19 protein-coding genes and 1 tRNA gene are annotated in these 18,550 nt (G+C 70.4%); 9 read left to right on the top strand and 11 right to left on the bottom strand.

What is annotated here, in order from left to right:
- The first annotated feature begins 3 nt into the window (after positions 1 to 3).
- Positions 4 to 807, top strand: coding sequence for a creatininase family protein (locus AAHM41_RS22250; protein ID WP_342238773.1), 804 nt, complete (start codon positions 4 to 6; stop codon positions 805 to 807).
- Here the strand turns inward: AAHM41_RS22250 and AAHM41_RS22245 are convergent.
- From AAHM41_RS22245 to AAHM41_RS22220, 6 genes are read right to left on the bottom strand one after another with little or no spacing between them, the layout of a single operon-like run.
- Positions 804 to 2,048 (bottom strand): adenylate/guanylate cyclase domain-containing protein, encoded by a 1,245-nt coding sequence (locus tag AAHM41_RS22245; RefSeq protein ID WP_342238772.1) that lies wholly within the window; start codon positions 2,046 to 2,048, stop codon positions 804 to 806. The genes AAHM41_RS22250 and AAHM41_RS22245 overlap by 4 nt on opposite strands.
- Entirely contained in the window at positions 2,038 to 2,418 is a 381-nt protein-coding gene (locus tag AAHM41_RS22240) for a DUF971 domain-containing protein (protein ID WP_342238771.1), read from the bottom strand. The genes AAHM41_RS22245 and AAHM41_RS22240 overlap by 11 nt, the downstream gene beginning before the upstream one ends.
- 11 nt (positions 2,419 to 2,429) lie before the next feature.
- On the bottom strand, positions 2,430 to 2,678 hold the full coding sequence (locus tag AAHM41_RS22235) for a Trm112 family protein (protein WP_342238770.1): 249 nt from the start codon (positions 2,676 to 2,678) through the stop codon (positions 2,430 to 2,432).
- Positions 2,679 to 2,704: 26 nt separating this feature from the next.
- Positions 2,705 to 3,364 carry an LON peptidase substrate-binding domain-containing protein gene (locus AAHM41_RS22230; protein WP_342238769.1) on the bottom strand — a complete coding sequence of 220 codons (660 nt, stop codon included), beginning with the start codon at positions 3,362 to 3,364 and terminating at the stop codon, positions 2,705 to 2,707.
- A gap of 13 nt (positions 3,365 to 3,377) precedes the next feature.
- The gene (gene trxA, locus AAHM41_RS22225; RefSeq protein WP_342238768.1) at positions 3,378 to 4,295 is read right to left on the bottom strand and encodes a thioredoxin; all 918 of its coding nucleotides are present in this window, start codon (positions 4,293 to 4,295) and stop codon (positions 3,378 to 3,380) included.
- 60 nt (positions 4,296 to 4,355) lie between these two features.
- Positions 4,356 to 4,943, bottom strand: a complete 588-nt coding sequence (locus tag AAHM41_RS22220) for a prolyl-tRNA synthetase associated domain-containing protein (RefSeq protein ID WP_342238767.1) — start codon at positions 4,941 to 4,943, stop codon at positions 4,356 to 4,358.
- Between the two features lie 167 nt (positions 4,944 to 5,110).
- On the opposite strand from AAHM41_RS22220, the gene AAHM41_RS22215 reads away from it, so the two are divergent.
- Positions 5,111 to 5,185: transfer RNA gene (locus AAHM41_RS22215), tRNA-Gly, on the top strand.
- A gap of 576 nt (positions 5,186 to 5,761) precedes the next feature.
- Here the strand turns inward: AAHM41_RS22215 and AAHM41_RS22210 are convergent.
- Positions 5,762 to 6,433, bottom strand: a complete 672-nt coding sequence (locus AAHM41_RS22210) for a response regulator transcription factor (protein ID WP_342238766.1) — start codon at positions 6,431 to 6,433, stop codon at positions 5,762 to 5,764.
- The gene (locus AAHM41_RS22205) at positions 6,414 to 8,018 is read right to left on the bottom strand and encodes a sensor histidine kinase (protein ID WP_342238765.1); all 1,605 of its coding nucleotides are present in this window, start codon (positions 8,016 to 8,018) and stop codon (positions 6,414 to 6,416) included. Before AAHM41_RS22205 ends, AAHM41_RS22210 begins: the two co-directional genes overlap by 20 nt.
- A 228-nt stretch (positions 8,019 to 8,246) precedes the next feature.
- Here AAHM41_RS22205 and AAHM41_RS22200 point away from each other — a divergent pair, with 228 nt between their 5' ends.
- Positions 8,247 to 9,716, top strand: a complete 1,470-nt coding sequence (locus tag AAHM41_RS22200) for an SLC13 family permease (protein ID WP_342238764.1) — start codon at positions 8,247 to 8,249, stop codon at positions 9,714 to 9,716.
- Between the two features lie 12 nt (positions 9,717 to 9,728).
- Complete coding sequence (locus tag AAHM41_RS22195; protein ID WP_342238763.1) at positions 9,729 to 10,919, top strand: glycerate kinase family protein; 1,191 nt, start codon at positions 9,729 to 9,731, stop codon at positions 10,917 to 10,919.
- 592 nt (positions 10,920 to 11,511) lie between these two features.
- Here the strand turns inward: AAHM41_RS22195 and AAHM41_RS22190 are convergent.
- Entirely contained in the window at positions 11,512 to 12,171 is a 660-nt protein-coding gene (locus AAHM41_RS22190) for an ArsR/SmtB family transcription factor (protein ID WP_342238762.1), read from the bottom strand.
- Between the two features lie 82 nt (positions 12,172 to 12,253).
- Between AAHM41_RS22190 and AAHM41_RS22185 the strand changes: the two genes are divergently transcribed.
- Together AAHM41_RS22185 and AAHM41_RS22180 are read left to right on the top strand one after the other, a co-directional pair.
- A complete protein-coding gene (locus AAHM41_RS22185; RefSeq protein WP_342238761.1) occupies positions 12,254 to 12,982 on the top strand; it encodes an MBL fold metallo-hydrolase in 729 nt (242 codons plus the stop codon).
- Positions 12,983 to 13,017: 35 nt separating this feature from the next.
- Entirely contained in the window at positions 13,018 to 14,241 is a 1,224-nt protein-coding gene (locus tag AAHM41_RS22180) for an MFS transporter (RefSeq protein WP_342238760.1), read from the top strand.
- Positions 14,242 to 14,482: 241 nt separating this feature from the next.
- On the opposite strand, the gene AAHM41_RS22175 is transcribed toward AAHM41_RS22180, so the two are convergent.
- Positions 14,483 to 15,118, bottom strand: a complete 636-nt coding sequence (locus AAHM41_RS22175) for an NrsF family protein (RefSeq protein WP_342238759.1) — start codon at positions 15,116 to 15,118, stop codon at positions 14,483 to 14,485.
- Positions 15,115 to 15,672 carry a sigma-70 family RNA polymerase sigma factor gene (locus tag AAHM41_RS22170; RefSeq protein WP_342238758.1) on the bottom strand — a complete coding sequence of 186 codons (558 nt, stop codon included), beginning with the start codon at positions 15,670 to 15,672 and terminating at the stop codon, positions 15,115 to 15,117. Before AAHM41_RS22170 ends, AAHM41_RS22175 begins: the two co-directional genes overlap by 4 nt.
- Positions 15,673 to 16,053: 381 nt before the next feature.
- Here AAHM41_RS22170 and AAHM41_RS22165 point away from each other — a divergent pair, with 381 nt between their 5' ends.
- The 3 genes from AAHM41_RS22165 to AAHM41_RS22155 form a co-directional block, all read left to right on the top strand.
- Positions 16,054 to 17,385, top strand: a complete 1,332-nt coding sequence (locus tag AAHM41_RS22165) for a hypothetical protein (RefSeq protein ID WP_342238757.1) — start codon at positions 16,054 to 16,056, stop codon at positions 17,383 to 17,385.
- Positions 17,386 to 17,405: 20 nt separating this feature from the next.
- Positions 17,406 to 17,909: a YqhR family membrane protein gene (locus AAHM41_RS22160; protein WP_342238756.1), complete on the top strand. Its 504-nt coding sequence runs from the start codon at positions 17,406 to 17,408 to the stop codon at positions 17,907 to 17,909.
- The coding region (locus AAHM41_RS22155) for a thiamine pyrophosphate-binding protein (RefSeq protein ID WP_342238755.1) at positions 17,910 to 18,550 on the top strand (641 nt) is incomplete at its 3' end.

Raw genomic sequence — 18,550 nt, 5'->3', positions numbered from 1 at the left:
ACCATGCTGCCGAAGCGTTACTGGCACGAGATGACGACGGTCGACTTTCGTGACGGCGGAGCCGAGGGCTGGGTCGCAGTGCAGCCGGTCTGCGCCATCGAGCAGCACGGGCCGCATCTGCCGGTCTACACCGACACTTGCATCGCCGAGGGCATGGTGCGGCGGGTGCTGGAGCTGCTGCCGGGTGATCTACCGGTGGTCTTCCTGCCCACCCAGGCTGTCGGCAAGTCGAACGAGCACATCGCTTCGCCCGGCACCCTGACCCTGTCCTGGGAGACGCTGACGCAGGTCCTGATCGAGATCGGCGAGAGCGTGCGGCGGGCCGGGCTGCGCAAGCTGATCCTGATCAACTCGCATGGCGGCAACGTGCCGATCCTCGACGTGGTGGCGCGCGAGCTCAGGGTCCGGCACGGCATGCTGGCGGTGCATTCGGCCTGGTCGCGCTTCGGCAATCCGGACGGGCTGTTCCCGGCGGAGGAGGCGGCCTACGGCATCCATGGCGGCGACATGGAGACCTCGGTGATGCTGCATCTGCGCCCGGACCTGGTGAAGATGGACCTGGCCGAGGATTTCCGGTCGACCCAGCTGGAGTTCCTGCGCGAATTCGCGCATCTGCGGGCGCATGGCGTGTCGCAGTTCGGCTGGATGGCGCAGGACCTGAACCCTGGCGGTGCGGTCGGCAACGCGGCCAATGCGACGGCGGAGAAGGGGCGGCAGGTGGTCGACCACCAGGCCGCCGCCTTCGTCGCCCTGTGCCGCGACGTGCATGGCTTCGACCTGGCGCGGCTGTGGGAGCCGGAGGCCTAAGCTGGCGTGAACACCTCGACCGGAGCCCTTACCCCGCGCAAGGTCTGCAGGCCGAGGCAGCGGAAGCGCTCCGGCGCCGCCAGCGCCTCGACGAAGCGGCGGCTGACCACCATCGGCACGCCCAGCACGCCGCACAGATTCTCCAGCCGGGCGGCCTCGTTCACCGCCGGGCCGATGATGGTGAAGTCCAGCCGCTGGCCCGAGCCGACATTGCCGTACAGCACGTCGCCGACATGCAGCGCCACATCCAGCGTCAGCACCGGTACCCCCTCGGCGGCCCGGCGGAGGTTGATCGCGGCGATCCGCTCCAGCGCCTCGGCTGCGGCGGCCAGCGCCCGGCCGCAGGTCTCGGCCGGGTCGTCCTCGGCGAAGGCGAAGGTGGCCAGCAGGCCGTCGCCCATGAATTTCAGCACCTGCCCGCCACGGGCCTCGACCGGCGTCGCCAGCGCGTCGAGATAATCGTCCAGCATGCTGACCAGCTGGTCCTGCGGCAGGGCGTCGGCCAAAGCGGTGAAGCCGCGCAGGTCGCCGACCAGGATCGCGGCCGAGATGGTCTCGACCGAGCCGCGGCGGATCTCGCCATGCAGCACCCGCCGGCCGACGTCACGGCCGAGATAGGTGCCCAGCACGGTGCGGAAGGCGGCGAGGTCGACGCCGATGCGGATGGCGGCCCCGAAGCCGGGGATCAGCTCGCCGATCGCCGTCACCTCCGCCGCGGTGAAGCCGCCCGGACGGTCGGTCGCCAGGGTGACCGAGGCGCCGGTGCGCAGCGGGTGCAGCGTGCCGTCGAACGAGAAGGGCAGGATGAAGCAGAGATAGTCGGTGGCGCCGCCGGCGTGGAGCTCGGCCAGGATCGGGTAGCGGTCCACCCCCTCGCCCCGCTCCAGCCGGTAGCGGGTCAGCCGCACCAGGTTCTCGGCCCGGACGGCGGCGGGATCGGCGGCGGCCTCTCGTGCGGCCAGCACCGCCTCGTAGATCGGGCTGGGGCTGGAGATCTGGCCCCAGGAGCCATGGCCGTACTCCTCCCGCTCCCGGCCGCCGTCGCGGGTCCAGAGCAGCCCGAACGCCTCCATCTCCGGATGCAGGGTGGTGGCCGAGAGATAGGCCCGCCACAGCGGGATGCCGGCCGCCAGCAGGCCGTCGGCGAAGCCGCAGGCGACATCCTGCACCGGCCCGGCCATCAGCGCCTGGTTGCCCAGCCAGCGCCGCAGTCGGGCCAGGGCGTCGGCCTTATCGGTCACGCGACAGGCCGCGCGCCTCCAGCGCGGCGAGATAGGCGCGCCACAGCTCGTCCTGCCGGGTCGCCAGCTCGTGCAGCCAGGTCCAGGAATAGAGGCCGGTGTCATGGCCGTCGTCGAACACCAGCCGCACCGCGTAGTGGCCGACCGGCTCGACCGCCGTGATCGCGACGTTGCGCTTGCCGCCGACGATGGTCTTCTGCGACGGGCCGTGGCCCTGCACCTCGGCCGACGGGCTCTCGACCCGCAGCAGCTCGGCCGACAGGGTGACGTGCAGCCCGTCGTCGAAGCGCAGCTCCAGCACGCGCTCGGCCCGCTTCAGCCGGATCTCGACCGGCCGGGCGGCGCTGCCGGTGAGGGGCGGGCTGCCCATGGAGGACATGATCAGCGCCGCGCGTCGGGGTCGAGCGGCCGGGCCTCGTCGATCAGCATGATCGGGATGCCGTCGCGGATCGGATAGGCCAGCCGCGCCTGGTCCGAGATCAGCTCCTGCGCCTTGGCGTCGTAGCGCAGCAGCGACTTGGTCAGCGGGCAGACCAGCATCTCCAGCAGGCGCGGGTCGACCGCCGTGGGGCTGACGGGGGTCGGGCTGCCGGGGGCAGCGGCGCTGGCGGAATCGGGGGTGTCGGTCATGGCACGGGGTCCGGGAACAGGGGCCGTCAGTGGCGCACGCGGCCGGCATGGCCGCCATGGATCGCCATCCGGATGATCGATAGCATGACTCGGGTGCGCTCGCAGAGATCCTTCGCCTCGAGCAGCGCCTGCTTCTCCTGCGGCTCGAACGGGCAGATCATGGCCAGGGAGGTGACCAGGCGCTCATCCGGGGTCTGGCCGATCGCCTCCCAGTCGGCGGACAGGCCGGCGATGCGGAAATAGTCGGTCAGGGCCCGGTCCAGCCCGGCGCGGTCGATCTCGGCCGGGGTCGGCTCGGCCATGTCGGCGGCGAAGCCGGTCCAGCCCGGCCGCACCCGGCGATAGCCGCGCCGCTCCTCCAGCTCCTGCTCGACCCTGAACCGGCACAGCCCGGTCAGGGTGATCAGGTAGCGGCCGTCATCGGTCTCGTCGAAGCTGGTGATCCGGCCGGCGCAGCCGACGGCGTAGAGTGGCGGGGGCGCGGCGCCCCACTGGCCGGGGCGCGGCTGGATCATGCCGATCATCCGGCGGCCGGCCAGCGCGTCCTCGACCATGGCGAGGTACCGCGGTTCGAAGATGTTGAGGGGCAGGAGGCCGCGCGGCAGCAGCAGGACCCCGGGCAGGGGGAAGACCGGCAGGTCGGTGCCGAGGTCCTGGAAGGCGGGCGCGCGCGGCCCCCTCTTCATGTCCTGAACCGGGTCATGAAAACAGGAGCGAGGACAACCGACGCCGGCCGGACAGGGTCAGGGGGTCGGTCGGGCCCAGGGCCTCGAACAGCTTGACCAGCTGCTTGCGCGCCGCCTGCTCGTTCCACTCGCGGTCGCGGCGGAACAGCTCCAGGAGCTCGTCCATCGCCTCCTCGCGCTGGCCGGCGCCGTAGAGGGCGGTGGACAGCTCGTAGCGCGCCTCGTGGTCGTTCGGGTTGGCCTCCAGCCGCTGGCGCAGCCCGGCCAGGCCGGCGATGGCCACGGCGCTCTGCTCGGCCAGCTCCAGCGCGCTCCTGGCCGCGGCGATGTCGGCGTGGCGCGCCATCTCCGGCGTCAGGCTCTCGAGGAACTGCTTGGCCTGCTCGATCTCGCCCAGCGCGATCAGGCAGCGGGCCAGGCCGGCCGCGGCGGCGGCGCTGTCCGGGGCATGCGCCAGGACATGCTGGTAGATGCCGGCGGCCTCCTCGATATTGCCGCTGTCGAGCACGCTCTTGGCCTCGGCCAGCAGCTCGTCGACATGGTCATGGGAATCGTGCCCGGCCAGCTGCACCAGCTTGTCGATGAAGCTCTTGACCTGGCTCTCCGGCACCGCGCCCATGAAGCCGTCGACCGGGCGGCCCTGGTAGAAGGCATAGACCGTCGGCACCGACTGGATGCGCAGCTGCGCCGCCAGGGCCTGGTTCTGGTCGATGTCGACCTTGACCAGCCGGACCTTGCCGCCGGCGGCCTGGACCTGCTTCTCCAGCAGCGGCCCCAGCGTCTTGCACGGGCCGCACCAGGTGGCCCAGAAGTCGACGACGACCGGCACCTCCATCGAGGCCTCGATCACGTCGGCGCGGAAGCCGGCGGTGTTGCTGTCCTTGATCACCGGTGCGGCGCCGCCGGAGGCGGCATTGAGAAGGGCGTCCATGGCGTTGTCCCAGGTCTGGTATTGATCTGTGCCGAAGGCCGGCGGCGGCAAGCGGCGGGGTCAGCCGCCAGCAGGCGCGGCCTCCGCCGGCAGGGTGACAGAGTCGAGATCGACGATATGGGGTTCGTGGCCGCAGCTCGCAATGAAGCCGAGCAGGCCGGCCGGCTCGATCGCCGTGGTCATGGTGTTGACCAGCGGATGGAAGTGCAGGGTGCCGTGCCGCATCATGTCGGAGTCCAGCACGATGGTCACCTGCCGGGCGTCGTCGTTGATGATGGCGAAGGGCGTGACCGAGCCAGGGGTGACGCCGAGCGCCTCCATCAGCCGGTCGGGCGAGCCGAAGGACAGCCGGCCGGCGCCCAGCAGCTCGCCCAGCGCCTTCAGGTCGACGCGGCGCTCCTCCTCGCACACGACGAGCCAAGCCTGGCCCTTCTTGTTGCGCAGGAACAGGTTCTTGGAGTGCCAGCCGGGCAGCAGGCCGCGCAGATGGCGCGATTCCTCGACCGTGAACACGGCCTCGTGCTCATGCGTGGTGACCTCGACGCCGAGCGAGCGCAGCCGCGCGAACAGATCTGCGGGGGTCGCGCGGGGGCGGGCTGCGGCGGCGGGCGGGGACGAGTCGGGGGCGGTGCTGTCGGGCGCGGTCATGGCGGGTGTTATACGAGGCCGCAGCCGCGCTTCCAAGCCCACCCCGGCCGGAGTCCGGGCGCACCCGAGCCGGGCGCGGAAAATTTCCGCATTTAGGTGCTTGCAAATCCCGCGGCATCGGATATAACCCGCCACCTCGACGGCGCTGCGGCGCCGTCGACGCCAGAGCGGGCGTAGCTCAGGGGTAGAGCACAACCTTGCCAAGGTTGGGGTCGAGGGTTCGAATCCCTTCGCCCGCTCCAGTTTCTCCCAGGAAAATCAGAGACTTAGCAGACGCCCGGTGGGGCGTTTTCTGCTTCCCCGGCCTCGCTTCACGAAGCGGGGAAGCAGGGGGGAAGCAACTGGAAGCATGTTGCGGCGCACACCAATGCCGCTGTGATGTCGGTCGTCTTTGGGCCCGACTCGCCATTTCTCCTCCATCAACCCGATCCAAGAGCCGTGCGTGCGATCCACCCGGATGACGCGACGCCGGTGCTCATGTTCATCCCGAGGCCTAGGGCAACGTCCACCGATCTGCCTCTGGCTGAGTTCCCTCATATGTGGATGTCCAGATCTCAGGACATTCGGCGAGCGAGACGGCATGGCCTCCACAATGGGGCTTGGAGCGTACCGTCCCGCTCCCGCCATTCCCGACGGCGCGGGGTGGGCCGCTGATTGACCGCTCCGAACGCAAGCGGACAACTCGCCGACTCCCCAAGAGTGGACATTGGCAGAAGGATTGGAGTCGGCGAATACTGTCGGACCGGGTCAGAAGCCACCGAGCCACCCGTGGAATTCGATCTTGCAAAGGATCCAGGAGCGCCTCCGGCTGCCCTTCGCTAGCCATCGACAAGCATATAGCCGATCCCGCGGACAGTCCGGATCGCCGGCGGGCCGCCGATTCCGAGCTTGCGCCGGAGATAGCGGATGTAGACCTCGACGATCTTGGTCCCGGGGTCGAAGCCGTAGTTCCAAACATTGCTCAGCAGCCGCTGCCGGCTCACGACCTTGCCAGCGTTCAGCATCAGGTAGCGCAGCAGCTCGAATTCCCGGACGGTCAGCTCGATTTCCGTCCCCGATTTCGTCACCCGCCGGGTCGCCGGATCAAGGGTCAGGGCACCGACTTGCAGCAGCTCGACCGGGTCGAGGCCCGGCCGGCGCCGCCGCAGCGCCTCGATGCGGGCCACCAGCTCGTCGAAGGCGAAGGGCTTGGTCAGATAGTCGTCGGCGCCACTCTGCAACCCGTCCACCCGGTCGCGGATGCTCTCCTTGGCCGTCAGCATCAGCACCAGCACCGGCCGTCGCTCCTGCCGGATGATGCGGCAGACCTCGATGCCGTCGACATAGGGGATCAGCCGGTCGAGGATCACCAGGTCGACCGCCTCCTGCCGGAGCTGGTCGAGCCCGTCGCGCCCGTCCTCGGCGAGCAGGACGCGGTAGCCCTCGGCCTCCAGGCCGCGCTGCAGGAAGCTCGAGATCCGCCGGTCGTCCTCAATGATCAGGATGCGCATCGATGATCCTTTCGACGATCGGCAGCCGGATGCTGAGCACGGCGCCCTGCGGCTCCGCCGCATCGAGCGCGATGCGGCCGCCGTGCCGCTCGACGATGGTCTTGGCGATCGACAGGCCGACCCCGAGCCCTTTGGCGGCGCGGCGGGCGTTGTTCCGCCCGCGATAGTAACGATCGAACACGAAGGGCAGCTCCTCGGAGTCTATGCCGCAGCCCTGATCGCTGATCGAAACCGCGACGCACCCCTCCTCGTCGCGGATCCCGATCCTGATGGTTCCGCCGGGATCCGCGTATTTGATGGCGTTGTCGATCCCGATCAGCAGCGCCTGTTTCAGGCGTTGCGGGTCGGCCCGGACCAGGCAGCCCGCTGCCGTCTCGACCAGCCGGATGGCCATCTGCTTCGGACCGGCCAGGATCGTGCTTTCCCGGATCGCCGCCGCGACCACCGCCTCCGGCTCCACCGTCTCGAAGGTGAAGCTGACATCCTCGGCCTGAGCCCGGGTGAAGGCCTGCAGATCCTCCAGCAGCCGTGCCATGTCCGCGGCATAGGCGCCGATCCGGGTCAGCGCCTCGCGATACGCGGCGAGCCTCGGACGGCCCCGCAGGGCGACCTCGGCCTCGCCGCGCAGGATCGTCAGCGGCGTCCGCAGCTCATGGCCGGCATCGGCCAGGAACTGGCTGCGCCTGCTGTCGAGGGCGCGGAGCTGCTCGTTGGCCTCGCGCAGCTCGTGCGTCCGCTGCTCGACCTCGCTCTCCAGCCGGGCCTGGGCGGACATCAGCCGCCCCCTCTGCTCCTCGATCGCCTCGGCCATCTTGTTGAAGCTGTCCGACAGCACCTGGAACTCGTCGCGCCGAACGGTCCGGATACGATGGTCGAGCCGGCCCTGGGCGATTGCCTCCGCCCCGGCCGTCAGCTGCCGCACCGGCTGGACGATCGAGCGCCGCAGTGCCAGCCCGGAGCCGATCCCCACGGCCACGACCAGGACCGAGAAGCCCCCGGCGACGATCAGGAGCGCGTGCTGCGCTCCCTGCACCCGCTTCAGCTCCTCAGCCACCTCGCCCCGCTCCTCCAGCCGGGCGTTCTCGAGCATCGTCTCGAAATCGTTGGACAGGCGGTACTCGATGCGGCGCCGGAAGATGTCGACCGCGCGGTCCTGCTGGCCGGCCCCCTGCGCTTCGAAGACCTGCACCGCGGCCCGGTCGATGGCGCGGTAGAATTCGTGCAGACGGGCCGTGAACTCGACCTCCGGCAATTCCTGCTGCACCTCACCGAGACCGCCGAGCGTCGCGAACTCCTTGCGGGTCACCTCCGCGAGGCGCCGGAATCCCGCCTCTATCTCCTGCTGCGCCAACCGGAAATCGGGCATCTGCTCCGGCCCGAGCAGTAGCACCTCCGCCAGCTGCTCGGCATAGTTGTTGCCCAGGCTGTCGAGGTCGCTGATCGCCTCGAACCGGGAATGGACGCCGTCGATGCGGCGGACGAAATCGCCGGTGAGGCGGAGCGTGATCAGCATCACGCCGACCACCACGGCAACGAAGCCGATCGTGACGAGCTGGAAGAGCAGAATGCGGCGTCGGACGGTCATGCAGCCTCGCGTGATGAGAAGCGCCGGGGCCGACACCATCACCCGCGACGCCGCCGGGCAAGGCCGCGGCGGCGTCCGACGGCACGACTCTCCGAATTCTAACCTTGCGCTCCACGCTTCCTAACCGACGGCGTCGTAGATTGTGCCGTGAACGATGAGCCGATCGGCGGCGAGCCCGCCCGGTCCGGCCCGTCCGAACAGACCCGGCCATCCGGGCGGAGTGATCGAGTGACGAACGCAACCCAATGGTCGGGGCCGGCGCACGGCCCGCGCACGGACGGCACCCGTTGGCGGCTTTCGATGGATGCCGTCCGGCTGCGGACTGTCCTCGTTGCGTGCGGCGCGGCGCTGACGGGGCTCGCGATCGAATTCGCCATCCCGGGGATGGCGCCTGCGACCCGGCACGCCCTGGAGATCCTGCTGCTCGCGATGATCGGCTGGACCCTGACACCGCTGGACGACACCTTCGTCGCGGTGGCGGCTGCGGTCGCCATGACGGTGTTCGTCACCGGCCGGCCCGAGGCGCTGTTCGCCACCCTCGGCAACGAGCTGATCTGGCTCCTGCTCGCCTCGTTCCTGCTCGCCGCGGCGTTCAGGGCGACCGGCGCCGCCGACCGGCTGGTCGTCCTGGCCGCAACCCGGCTGCGTTCGGTGCGCACCCTGGCCTACGCCTTGACCGCCATCATCCTCGCCACCGCCTTCGTCGTCCCGTCCACCTCGGGCCGCGCCGCGATGATGGTCCCGGCCTATGCCGCAATCGCCCGGCACTGCGCCGGCCGGCAGCTGCGGACAGCGTTCGCGCTGCTGTTCCCGACCGCCATCCTGCTCTCCGCCTTCGCCTCCCCGCTCGGCGCCGGGGCGCATCTCCTCGCCATCGAGATGACGGAGCGGCTTTCGGGCACGGGCGTCGGCTATCTCGGATGGGTGGCCTTCGGCCTGCCCTTCGCGGCGTTGAGCGCGTTCCTGTCGACCGAGGCCATCCTGAGGCTGTTCCTGACGCCGGAGGAGCGTAGCGCCCGGCTGACCTTGCCGTCGATCGAGGCCGAGCGACCGCCGCTCCGGCGCCAGCCGGTTCTCTGGATCGCGGCGGCAGTGGTCCTGGGCTGGCTCACCGAGCCCATGCACGGGATCGATCCGACGGTCCTGGCTCTGCTCGGCGCCCTGGCTGCATTCTGTCCCGGTGTCGGGTCGCTCCCCTTCCGCGACGGCCTCCGCGACGCCGACCTCGGGCTGTTGCTGTTCCTGGCCGCGACGATCTGCCTGGCCGACGGGCTGATGGCTTCCGGCCTGCACGAATGGCTGGTCGCGACAGTGTTCCGGCCCCTGCAACGGGACGAGCTGTCGCCGCCGACGATCCTGGCGCTGGTGGCGGCGATCGGTCTGCTGTCGCATCTCGTCATCCACAGCCGGACGGCGCGGGTGTCGATCCTGCTGCCGCCCATGCTGATCCTGGCCCACACGGCCGGGATCAGCCCGATCACGACCATGTTGGCGACGGTGTCGGCCACGGGCTTCTGCCAGACCCTGATGATCAGCGCCAAGCCAGTGGCCCTGTTCGGCCGCCTGGCGGAGAAAGGCTACGGCGCCGGCGATCTCGCCCGGCTCAGCGCCGTGCTGCTGCCGCTGCACTTCCTGCTGATCATGCTGTTCGCGATTGTCGCCTGGCCCGCCCTCGGGTCGGTGCTGGCGTCACCATAACGGAGGCGGACGATGTCGAAGAAGATCGGACGCCGGCGGCTCCGAGTCCTCATCGCCCCCTCCGGCTTCAAGGAGGGCCTCGGAGTCCATGAGGTTGCGGCTGCCATCGCCCGCGGCATCCGTCAGGCCGTGCCGCGGGCCAAGATCATGCGCGTGCCGATGATCGACGGCGGCGAAGGCTTCACCAGGACGATGGTCGAGCTCACCGGCGGGGAGCTGCACCCGGTCACCGTGTCCGGACCGGTCGGCCAGGTCGTCGAGGCCGAGATCGGTTTCCTGGGCGGCCGCCGGAAACGCGTCGCGGTGATGGAGATGGCCGCTGCGGCCGGGCTGCGCCTGGTGCCGAAGGACATGCGGGATCCCACCCTGACGACCAGCCGCGGCGTCGGCGAGCTGATCCGCGCCGCGCTTGATCTCGGGGCGGAGCGCATTGTCCTCGGCTGTGGCGATTCCGGGATCAATGATGCGGGTGCGGGCATGGCCCAGGCGCTCGGCATCCGCCTGCTGGACGCCGCGGGGCAGCCGATTGCCGGGACCGGCGCGGCGTTATCCTCGCTCGACCGCATCGACATGTCGAAGCGGGACCCCCGCCTGGAGCGGGTGCGGATCGACGTCGCGGTCAATCCCTACAACATGCTGCTCGGCGACACCGGCGTTGCCCGGATCTTCGGGCCGCAGAAGGGGGCGACGCCAGAGCAGGTGGCGCTGCTGGAGCACGGGCTCGAGACCTTCGCCCAGACCGTCCGCCGCGACCCCGGGATCGAGGTCGCGACCCTGACCGGCGGAGGCGCCTCGGGCGGCCTGGGTGCGGGTCTCCACGCCTTCGCCGGCGCCCGGCTGCATCCGCGCTTCGACCTCATCCTGCGCCATATCGATCTCGACCGCCGGCTGGCCAAGGCCGATCTGGTCGTGACCGCGGAAGGCGGCATCGACGCGCAGACGCGGTTCGGCAAGGTGCCGGCCGAAATCGCGCTGCGGGCCAAGCGTTACCGGCTGCCGGTCCTGGCGCTCGCGGGCACTGTCGGCAGCGGGGCGGAGTCCACCCGCGAGGTTGGGATCGATGCCGTCTTCGGAATTCTCAAGCGGCCATGTTCGCTCGAGGACGCGATCCGGGAAACCGACGCGCTGCTGGCCGACGCGGCGGAACAGGCCGTACGCCTGATGCTGGCGGGACGCCAATGGCGATCCTCCGTCAGAGCTTGACCTCATGCGGGCCTGGCCGGTGGTTGTGCCGTAGGTTGGACGCCCTGCCCGCGGCCGGTCGAACAGACCCCAGACGCGCTGCCGTGCGAAGCGTCGCGGCCAGCGGCCAATGCAGTGCTCCTCCATTTGCAGCCGCTCGGAGATCGACCGATTGCTCAGCCCATCCGCGGCGAGCAGCACAATGGCGGCCCGCTTCGCCACGACTCTTGTGGCAGGCGCATAGGCGATCTGGACAAGCAGGCTGTATTCCTCATCCGTCAGGACGACGGGATCGGTCTTTCCGTGCAGCATCCTTTGCTGCGTTCCCGGCGTGGCGGAGAGCACCGACCCAAGGGCCCAGCCCTCGTGCGGGCAGCCGGCGCCGCTGGCGCGAAGGCGGCGCACGATGTCGCCGTCCGGGTCGAGCACGCAGATCGCGGGCACGGCGAGCGGCGGCAGCCCCTTCTGCCGCCGGGCCTCGCGCAGCAGGGCTTCCGGCCGGAACACGGACGGCGCGGCGTGGTCCTTGCCGTCGACGATCGGCCACGGTTCGCCGGCGACGCATTGTCCGCTCGCAGTCTCTTTCATAATGCCTTCCGGCTGATGGTTCACGTCAGGCGGCGGCCTCGACCGGCAGGCCAGCGGCCTTCCATTCCGGGTAGCCGTCCTCGAGCCGGTGGACCAGATAGCCGCGCGCCCGCAGCGCCGCGACGGCCTCGAAGGACAGGACGCAGTAGGGGCCACGGCAATAGGCGACGACCTCGCGGCCGGCGGGAAGCTCGGCCAGGCGGTGCTCCAGCGCGGACAGCGGGATGTTGAGCGCGCCCGGCAGATGCCCGAGCGCGAACTCGTCCTCCGGCCGCACATCCAGCACGATGACGGACCCGTCCTCGAGCCGCGCCATCAGATCCTGCCGCGAGACCGGCTCCAGGGCGTCCCGGGCGCGGAAATAGTCGGCCATGACGCGGCCGATCTCGGCCAGATTGCGCTCGCCCACCCGGCCCAGCGACTGCAGCAGCTCGACCACCTCGGCATCGCCGGCGAGGCGATAGAGCATGTGCTTGCCCTGGCGCCGCACCTCGACGAGCCGGGCGCGCCGGAGGATCTGCAGGTGGCGCGACGTGTTGGCGAAGCCGAGGGCGGCGCGTGCCGAGAGGTCCTCCACGCTGCGCTCGCCCTGGGCGAGGTGCTCCAGCAGTTCCAGCCGATGCTGGTGCCCCAGCGCCTGTGCCACCTCGGCGAGGCTGGCGAAGATTGCCTGTTTCGGCCCCATGCTTGACACCGCCTCTCCTCAATGGAACGTTCAGCGGAATGATTGAATGTTCCTAACCCGCCGAGGCGAGGAGCGCAAGGCCATGATCCTCCGTCAGTTCCTGCATCAGGACCCCGTCGGCATCTCCTACCTGTTCGGATGCGGCGGTCGCGCGACCGGCGCCGTGATCGATCCGGTCGGGGCGGTCGAGCCCTATCTGCAGGCGGCGGAGGCCGCCGGGATGCGCATCGATTATGTGATCGATACCCACATCCATGCCGACCATCTGTCCGCCGGCCGGCGGCTGGCCGAGGTGGCGGGGTCCCGATACGTGCTGTCGTCGCGTGCCGAGGTCTCGTTTCCGTTCGAGGCTGTGGAGGACGGGCAAGTCCTGCCGCTGGGCAATGTCACGGCCCGCGTGCTGCACACGCCGGGGCACACGCCCGAGCACATGAGCGACCGCACCCGGGCGGAGGAGCCGTGGTTCGTGCTGACCGGGCACACGCTGATGGTGGGAGACCTCGGGCGGACCGAGCTCGCCGTCAGCGCCGAGCAGGGCGCCAGGGACCTGTTCCGGAGCGTGGGCCGGCTGAAGGCCCTGCCGGACCATGTCGAGGTGCTGCCGGGCGCCTATGCCGGCTCGGTCTGCGGCCGGCGGCTGAGCGGCAAGCCCTGGTCCACCATCGGCTTCGAGAAGCGTCACAACGAGGCGTTCGGGATCGAGGACGAGGCCGCGTTCATCCGCTTCATGCTGGCCGAGATCCCGCCGGCGCCGCCGGACGCCGCGGCGATCAGGGCCGCCAATGCCGGAGCCACGTCCGCGGCGGCCTGACCATGGCCGGCATGGCGACGGCATCGGATGCGCCCGTGAGGCTCGGGCTGCGCGAGAACTGGCGGCAATTCGCCGTGCTGGTCCTGGTCAACGCCTTCGTCGGCGGCATGGTCGGGCTGGAGCGGACGGTCGTGCCGCTGATCGGGTCGGAGGAATTCAAACTGGCCTCGACCGCGGTCGTCGCCTCCTTCATCGCCAGCTTCGGCCTGTCGAAGGCCTTCACCAACCTGGTCTCCGGCCAGATGGCGGACCGCTGGGGCCGCAAGCGCGTGCTGGTCCTGGGCTGGCTGATCGGGCTGCCGGTGCCGTTCCTGATCATCTGGGCGCCGAGCTGGGGCTGGATCGTCGGCGCCAATGTGCTGCTGGGTGTCAGCCAGGGCCTCGCCTGGTCGATGACGGTGATCATGAAGATCGACCTCGTCGGCCCGAAGTCGCGGGGGCTCGCCGTCGGCCTCAACGAGTTCGCCGGCTATCTGATGGTCGGCCTGACCGCCTTCCTGACCGGCTGGATCGCCTCCGAGACCGAGGCCCTGCGGCCCGACCCGTTCTATCTCGGCATCGGCTACGCCGTGCTCGGCCTCGGCCTGTCGGTCCTTCTGGTCCGCGACACCAGCGCGCATGTCCGCCAGGAGGCGGGACGCTATCCCCAGGCGGAGGCCATCGGCTTCAGGGAGGTCTTTCTGCGGACCTCCTTCCGCGACCGGAACCTGTTCGCCGCCTGCCAGGCGGGACTCGTCAACAACCTCAACGACGGGATGAGCTGGGCGATCTTCCCGATCTATTTCGCCGCGCGCGGGCTTGGCATCGAGCCGATCGGGGTACTCAAGGCCGCCTATCCTGCCGTGTGGGGGGTGATGCAGACGATCACCGGCCCGCTCAGCGACCGGCTAGGCCGGAAAGGGCTGATCGTCTGGGGCATGTGGCTGCAAGCCGCCGCCCTGGTGATGGTCGCCGCGCTGGACGGATTCGGCTGGTGGCTTGCCGCCAGCCTGCTGCTCGGGCTCGGGACGGCAATGGTCTATCCGACGCTGCTCGCCGCGATCTCGGATGTCGCGCATCCCACGTGGCGGGCGCGCTCGCTCAGCGTCTATCGGTTCTGGCGCGACCTCGGCTACGCCGTCGGTGCGCTGCTCGCGGGCTTCATCGGCGACATCTTCGGCCTGGCCTGGGCCATCGCCAGCGTCGGCCTTCTTACCTTCCTGTCGGGAGCCATTGTTGCGGTTGCGATGCAGGGGACCGAACACATGTCCGGGCAATAGGGCCAAGCTCGGATCAACTCACCAAAGGGAATCAGAAACCTCACCGTCCCGCACTGTAGTGCCAGCGTTTGTCGTGCTTTTTCGCGTTCCGGCGAATAAAGACAGGAAGCAGAAAACGGCCTGGACCCGTTGCCGAGATTGGGGGCGAGGGTTCGATCCCTTCGCCTGCTCCAGTTTCTCCCAGGTCAATCGGGATGATCGCGGCGGAAACGGGTTCCCGAGGCTGCGTATCCATGCATCCCTACCAGCGCAGCCAGCGCCGGCCCGCCAGGGTGCCGATCAGCACCACGATCCCGGTCGCCAGCGTGTACCAGGTGGCGACGAAGAGCGGACTGTCGTCGGGGCAGTGCGCCGCATAGAAGGTGGCGGCGATGCCGCTGGCGACCAGCCCGGCGATCGCCCCGGCCAGCCCCGGGCGCCGCGGCGCGCCCTGGCGCAGGGCGAGCAGCAGCAGGGCGAGGGGGCCCAGCGCCATCAGCGGGATATACGTCATGCAGTAGGACGCGTTGGTGCCGATCCACCGGGCGCCCCAGGTCGAGGGCGGCATCACCATCAGCTCCAGCGCGACCGAGACGGCCAGCAGGACGGGCGCGGCCAGCAGCGCCCAGCGCCAGGCGCCCAGCGGCACGCCCGGCCGCGCCAGATGCAGGATCAGTCCGGTGGCGGTGACGGCGAGAGCCAGGGTGACGACGAATTTGAACAGGTAGCGGACCGTCTCGACCGCCTGCATCACGTCCGGCCGGATGCCGATGCCGAACAGGAAGATCGTCCCGGCGATCACGGCACCGCCGGCCATGGCGGCCGCCACCGCCCGGCCGAGCGGCCAGCGGATGGGCGCGTCCTGCGCCAGGGCGGTGATGAGGTCGTCGGTCTTCACCCGGGTTCACTCCGATACAAGGCGGCCAAGGCCTTCAGCGCGCGGTGCAGCGCCACGCGCACGGCGCCCTCGGTCATGCTGAGGCGGCTTGCGGTCTCGCGCACGCTGCTGCCCTCGACCGAGATCGACCGCACGATGTCGCGCTGCTGGTCCTTCAACTGTGACAGCAGGCGTTCGACGTCGCGCTGCTCCAGCCCGTCCGGCGGCGCGTCCGCCTCCAGCGTGTCGATCACATCCTCGATCGGCACGTCGACATGGCGGCCGCGCCGGCGCAGCGCGTCGATCATCTTGTTGCGCACGATCACCGAGATCCACGGGCCGATCGGCCGCGACTGATCCCAGCTGCCGCGCTTCAGATGGATCGCCAGCAGCACCTCCTGCACCACGTCCTCGGCATCGCTGGCCGAGGCGCCGAACAGGGCGCCGCGCCGCCGGGCCATGGCGCGCAGATGCGGCGTCACCGCCTGCAGGAACAGGCGATAGGCACCGGCGTCGCCCGAGATCGCGGCCCGCATCCATGTCGCCCACTGCTCCTCCCGCAAGGGATCATTCACGCGTCATCACCTCATACGGCTCCGGTTCCGGATTCGTTACAGAGGACCGGATGGTTCTGCGGCGTCAGAAAATTTTTCCAGGGCGTGTAATACCAGCCGCCCCACCGCCGAAGAAGTCGTCACAAGCCCGTTGCGGCACGCCTCTTCTGCGGAACATCCGATGGATTGTCTCCTGCTTTTCTTCACCCCGAGGGCCGCTGATCCGGCAATGACCCATCCTGCCGGCCCGGCCGCCCCGCCGGCATTGCGGTCGAGGGTCGCAACCCGGGACGGCTGAGCCCCGGCGGACACCCGACCCTCCCTTCGAACCGGATTGCCGCCGCGTCGCCCGATCGACGCCACGGTCGAGCCTTGCCTCGACGGGCGAGAAAGGACCTTGCCATGCCGATGGACGCCTTCGACCTTTCGACCAGTTCCGCCAGCCCCGACGCCACCCTGGCCTTCGAGGAGGCGGTGCGCGGCCTCGCGGCCCACCGGCCCTCGACCGGTGTGGCGATCGGGCGGGCGCTGGAAGCTGACCCCGACCATGTCCCGGCCCTGGCGCTGAAGGGTTTCGCCAATCTGATCCTGGCGCGCCAGGAGCTGGCCGCCCCGGCACGGGAAGCGCTGGCGGAGGCCCGGCGGGCCCTGGCGGCGAAGGATGGCGGCACCACCGACGAGCGGGCGCTGGTCGAGGCCCTGGGCCATGCCGCCGAGGACCGCTTCACCCAGGCCGCCGACTGTCTCGACCTCCGCTTCGCCGACCGGCCGGCCACCTTCCTGCCGTTCAAGATCGCCCATGCGCTGCGCTTCATGCTCGGCGATGCCGCCGGCATGCTGGCCGCGTCGCAGCGGATGATCACGGTGTGGTCGCCCGACCGCCCGGCCGCCGGCTTCCTGCTGGGCTGCCACGCCTTCGCCATCGAGGAGCACGGCGCCTATGCCGCCGCCGAGGCCTATGGCCGGCAGGCCGTGGCGATGGAGCCGGACGACGCCTGGGGGCTGCACGCCGTCTCGCATGTCCATGAGATGCAGGGCGAGACCGCGGCCGGCATCGCCTGGCTGGAGGGCAGCCGCGCCAGCTGGTCCCGCTGCAACAACTTCAGCTTCCACATGGCCTGGCACTTGGCGCTGCTGCATCTCGAGCGCGGCGACCACGAGCGCGTGCTGCGCCTCTATGACCAGGAGGTGCGGCCGACGCCGACCGACGATTTCCGCGACATGGCCAATGCCGTGTCGTTGCTGTGGCGGCTGGAGCGGTTGGGCGTCGACGTCAGCCCCCGCTGGGGCGAGTTGGCGGAGATCGCACGCAGGCGTCGGGCCGACACCACCCTGGTCTTCGCGTCGCTGCACACGCTGATCGCGCTGGTCGCGCTCGGCGACCGGCCGGCGGCGGCGGAGCTGGTGATGGCGCTGCAGGTCCGCGCCCAGGGCAGCGGCGACCAGGCCCGGGTGGCGGCCGATCTCGGCCTGCCCCTGGCCCGCGTGATCACGGGGCTGGGCGGGGAGCGCGGTGCGCTCGACCGCCTCGCCGCCGCGCTGCCGCAGCTCGGCGGCAGCAACGCCCAGCGCGACATCTTTGTCCTGGCCCTGGCCGAGACCGCATCCCGGCGCGGTGACGCCCCGGCGCTGCGGGCGATCCGCGACGCCCGCCGGCGCCTGAAGGCCGAGGACCGCCTGATCGCGGCGGTCGATGGCCGCGCTCTTTCCTCCCGCCTCTGGGCCCACCGTTGAGTTCGACTGGAGATCCCATCATGACCATGACCCAGACCAACACTGCGCCGCTGTTTCCGGCGGTCACCGGCCGCCTCGTCCCGACCATCCTGCTCGCCGGCATCGCCGCCGACCTGACCTGGGAGGTCTGGGCCCGCGGCATCACGCCCTTCCTGGTCGGCGGCCCGCTGGAGCCCGCGGCCCTGGTGCAGTCGGTGTTCGGCTTCCAGAGCTGGGCGGCGGCGGAGCTGATCCACGCCATCACCGGCATCGTGTTCTACCCGATCGGCTACCTGTTCATCGCCCGGCCGCTGCAGCGCCGGATCCTGCCGCGGCTGCCGCTGGTGCTGACCGGCATCGGCTTCGGCACCGGGCTGTGGGTCTTCGCCCTCTACGTCATGGCCCATATCTTCGCCGGGCTGCCCGCCTTCCTCGGCTTCATTCCGCTGACCTGGGCCTCGCTGGTGGGCCACATCCTGTTCGGCCTGGTCGTTGCCTACGTCGTACGCTTCCGCGAGTCGCAACCCGCTGGAAGCGCCCGGTAAATGACCCGCATCGCCGACACGATCGCCGCCACCCTGCACGCCCATGGGATCCGTCACGCCTTCGGCATGCCGGGCGGCGAGGTCGTGACCCTGATCGACGGGCTGGAAGCGGCGGGAATCCGCTTCCACCTGGCACGGCATGAGACGGCGGCGGCGATCATGGCCGCCGGCGCCTCGGTCACCACGGCCACGCCCGGCCTGCTGGTGGCGACCGTCGGTCCGGGGCTGGCGAATGCGGTCAACGGCATCGCCGACGCGGCGCAGGAGCATGTGCCGCTGGTGGTGATCTCCGGCATCGTCGACCGGCCGACCCGCGCCCGCTACACCCATCAGGTGATCGACCATGCCGCGTTGCTGCGGCCGCTGGTCAAGGCCAGCCTCGAGATCGAGCCGGAGAGCGCCGGCCCGACCGTGGCCCGCGCCCTGGCCATCGCGCTGGCCGAGCCGATGGGACCGGTGCATCTCGACCTGTCGCCGGCCGTGGCGGCGATGACCGACCCGGCGCCGCGGCCGGTCGCCCCGCCGGCGGTGCTGCGCCCCGCGGTCGCGCCGCAGGACCCGGCGGTCGCGGCGGTGGCCGCCCCCCAGGCCCCGGCCCGGCGGGCGCGGGTTATGGGCGGGGGGGGGGCGGCGCCGGGCGG

The organism is Inquilinus sp. OTU3971 (assembly GCF_038440215.1).
Note: the sequence above shows the minus strand (reverse complement) of the source record. Positions and strands in the feature narration are given on the sequence as shown.

Excerpts from the sequence above, each read along its gene's own strand:
- AAHM41_RS22185 (WP_342238761.1), top strand. The coding sequence starts at position 12,254 with ATGATCCTCCGTCAGTTCCTGCATCAGGACCCCGTCGGCATCTCCTAC.
- AAHM41_RS22165 (WP_342238757.1), top strand. The coding sequence starts at position 16,054 with ATGCCGATGGACGCCTTCGACCTTTCGACCAGTTCCGCCAGCCCCGAC.
- trxA (WP_342238768.1), bottom strand. The coding sequence starts at position 4,295 with ATGGACGCCCTTCTCAATGCCGCCTCCGGCGGCGCCGCACCGGTGATC.
- AAHM41_RS22240 (WP_342238771.1), bottom strand. The coding sequence starts at position 2,418 with ATGGGCAGCCCGCCCCTCACCGGCAGCGCCGCCCGGCCGGTCGAGATC.
- AAHM41_RS22195 (WP_342238763.1), top strand. The coding sequence starts at position 9,729 with ATGTCGAAGAAGATCGGACGCCGGCGGCTCCGAGTCCTCATCGCCCCC.
- AAHM41_RS22230 (WP_342238769.1), bottom strand. The coding sequence starts at position 3,364 with ATGAAGAGGGGGCCGCGCGCGCCCGCCTTCCAGGACCTCGGCACCGAC.
- AAHM41_RS22210 (WP_342238766.1), bottom strand. The coding sequence starts at position 6,433 with ATGCGCATCCTGATCATTGAGGACGACCGGCGGATCTCGAGCTTCCTG.
- AAHM41_RS22235 (WP_342238770.1), bottom strand. The coding sequence starts at position 2,678 with ATGACCGACACCCCCGATTCCGCCAGCGCCGCTGCCCCCGGCAGCCCG.
- AAHM41_RS22205 (WP_342238765.1), bottom strand. The coding sequence starts at position 8,018 with ATGACCGTCCGACGCCGCATTCTGCTCTTCCAGCTCGTCACGATCGGC.
- AAHM41_RS22160 (WP_342238756.1), top strand. The coding sequence starts at position 17,406 with ATGACCATGACCCAGACCAACACTGCGCCGCTGTTTCCGGCGGTCACC.
- AAHM41_RS22250 (WP_342238773.1), top strand. The coding sequence starts at position 4 with ATGCTGCCGAAGCGTTACTGGCACGAGATGACGACGGTCGACTTTCGT.
- AAHM41_RS22190 (WP_342238762.1), bottom strand. The coding sequence starts at position 12,171 with ATGGGGCCGAAACAGGCAATCTTCGCCAGCCTCGCCGAGGTGGCACAG.
- AAHM41_RS22220 (WP_342238767.1), bottom strand. The coding sequence starts at position 4,943 with ATGACCGCGCCCGACAGCACCGCCCCCGACTCGTCCCCGCCCGCCGCC.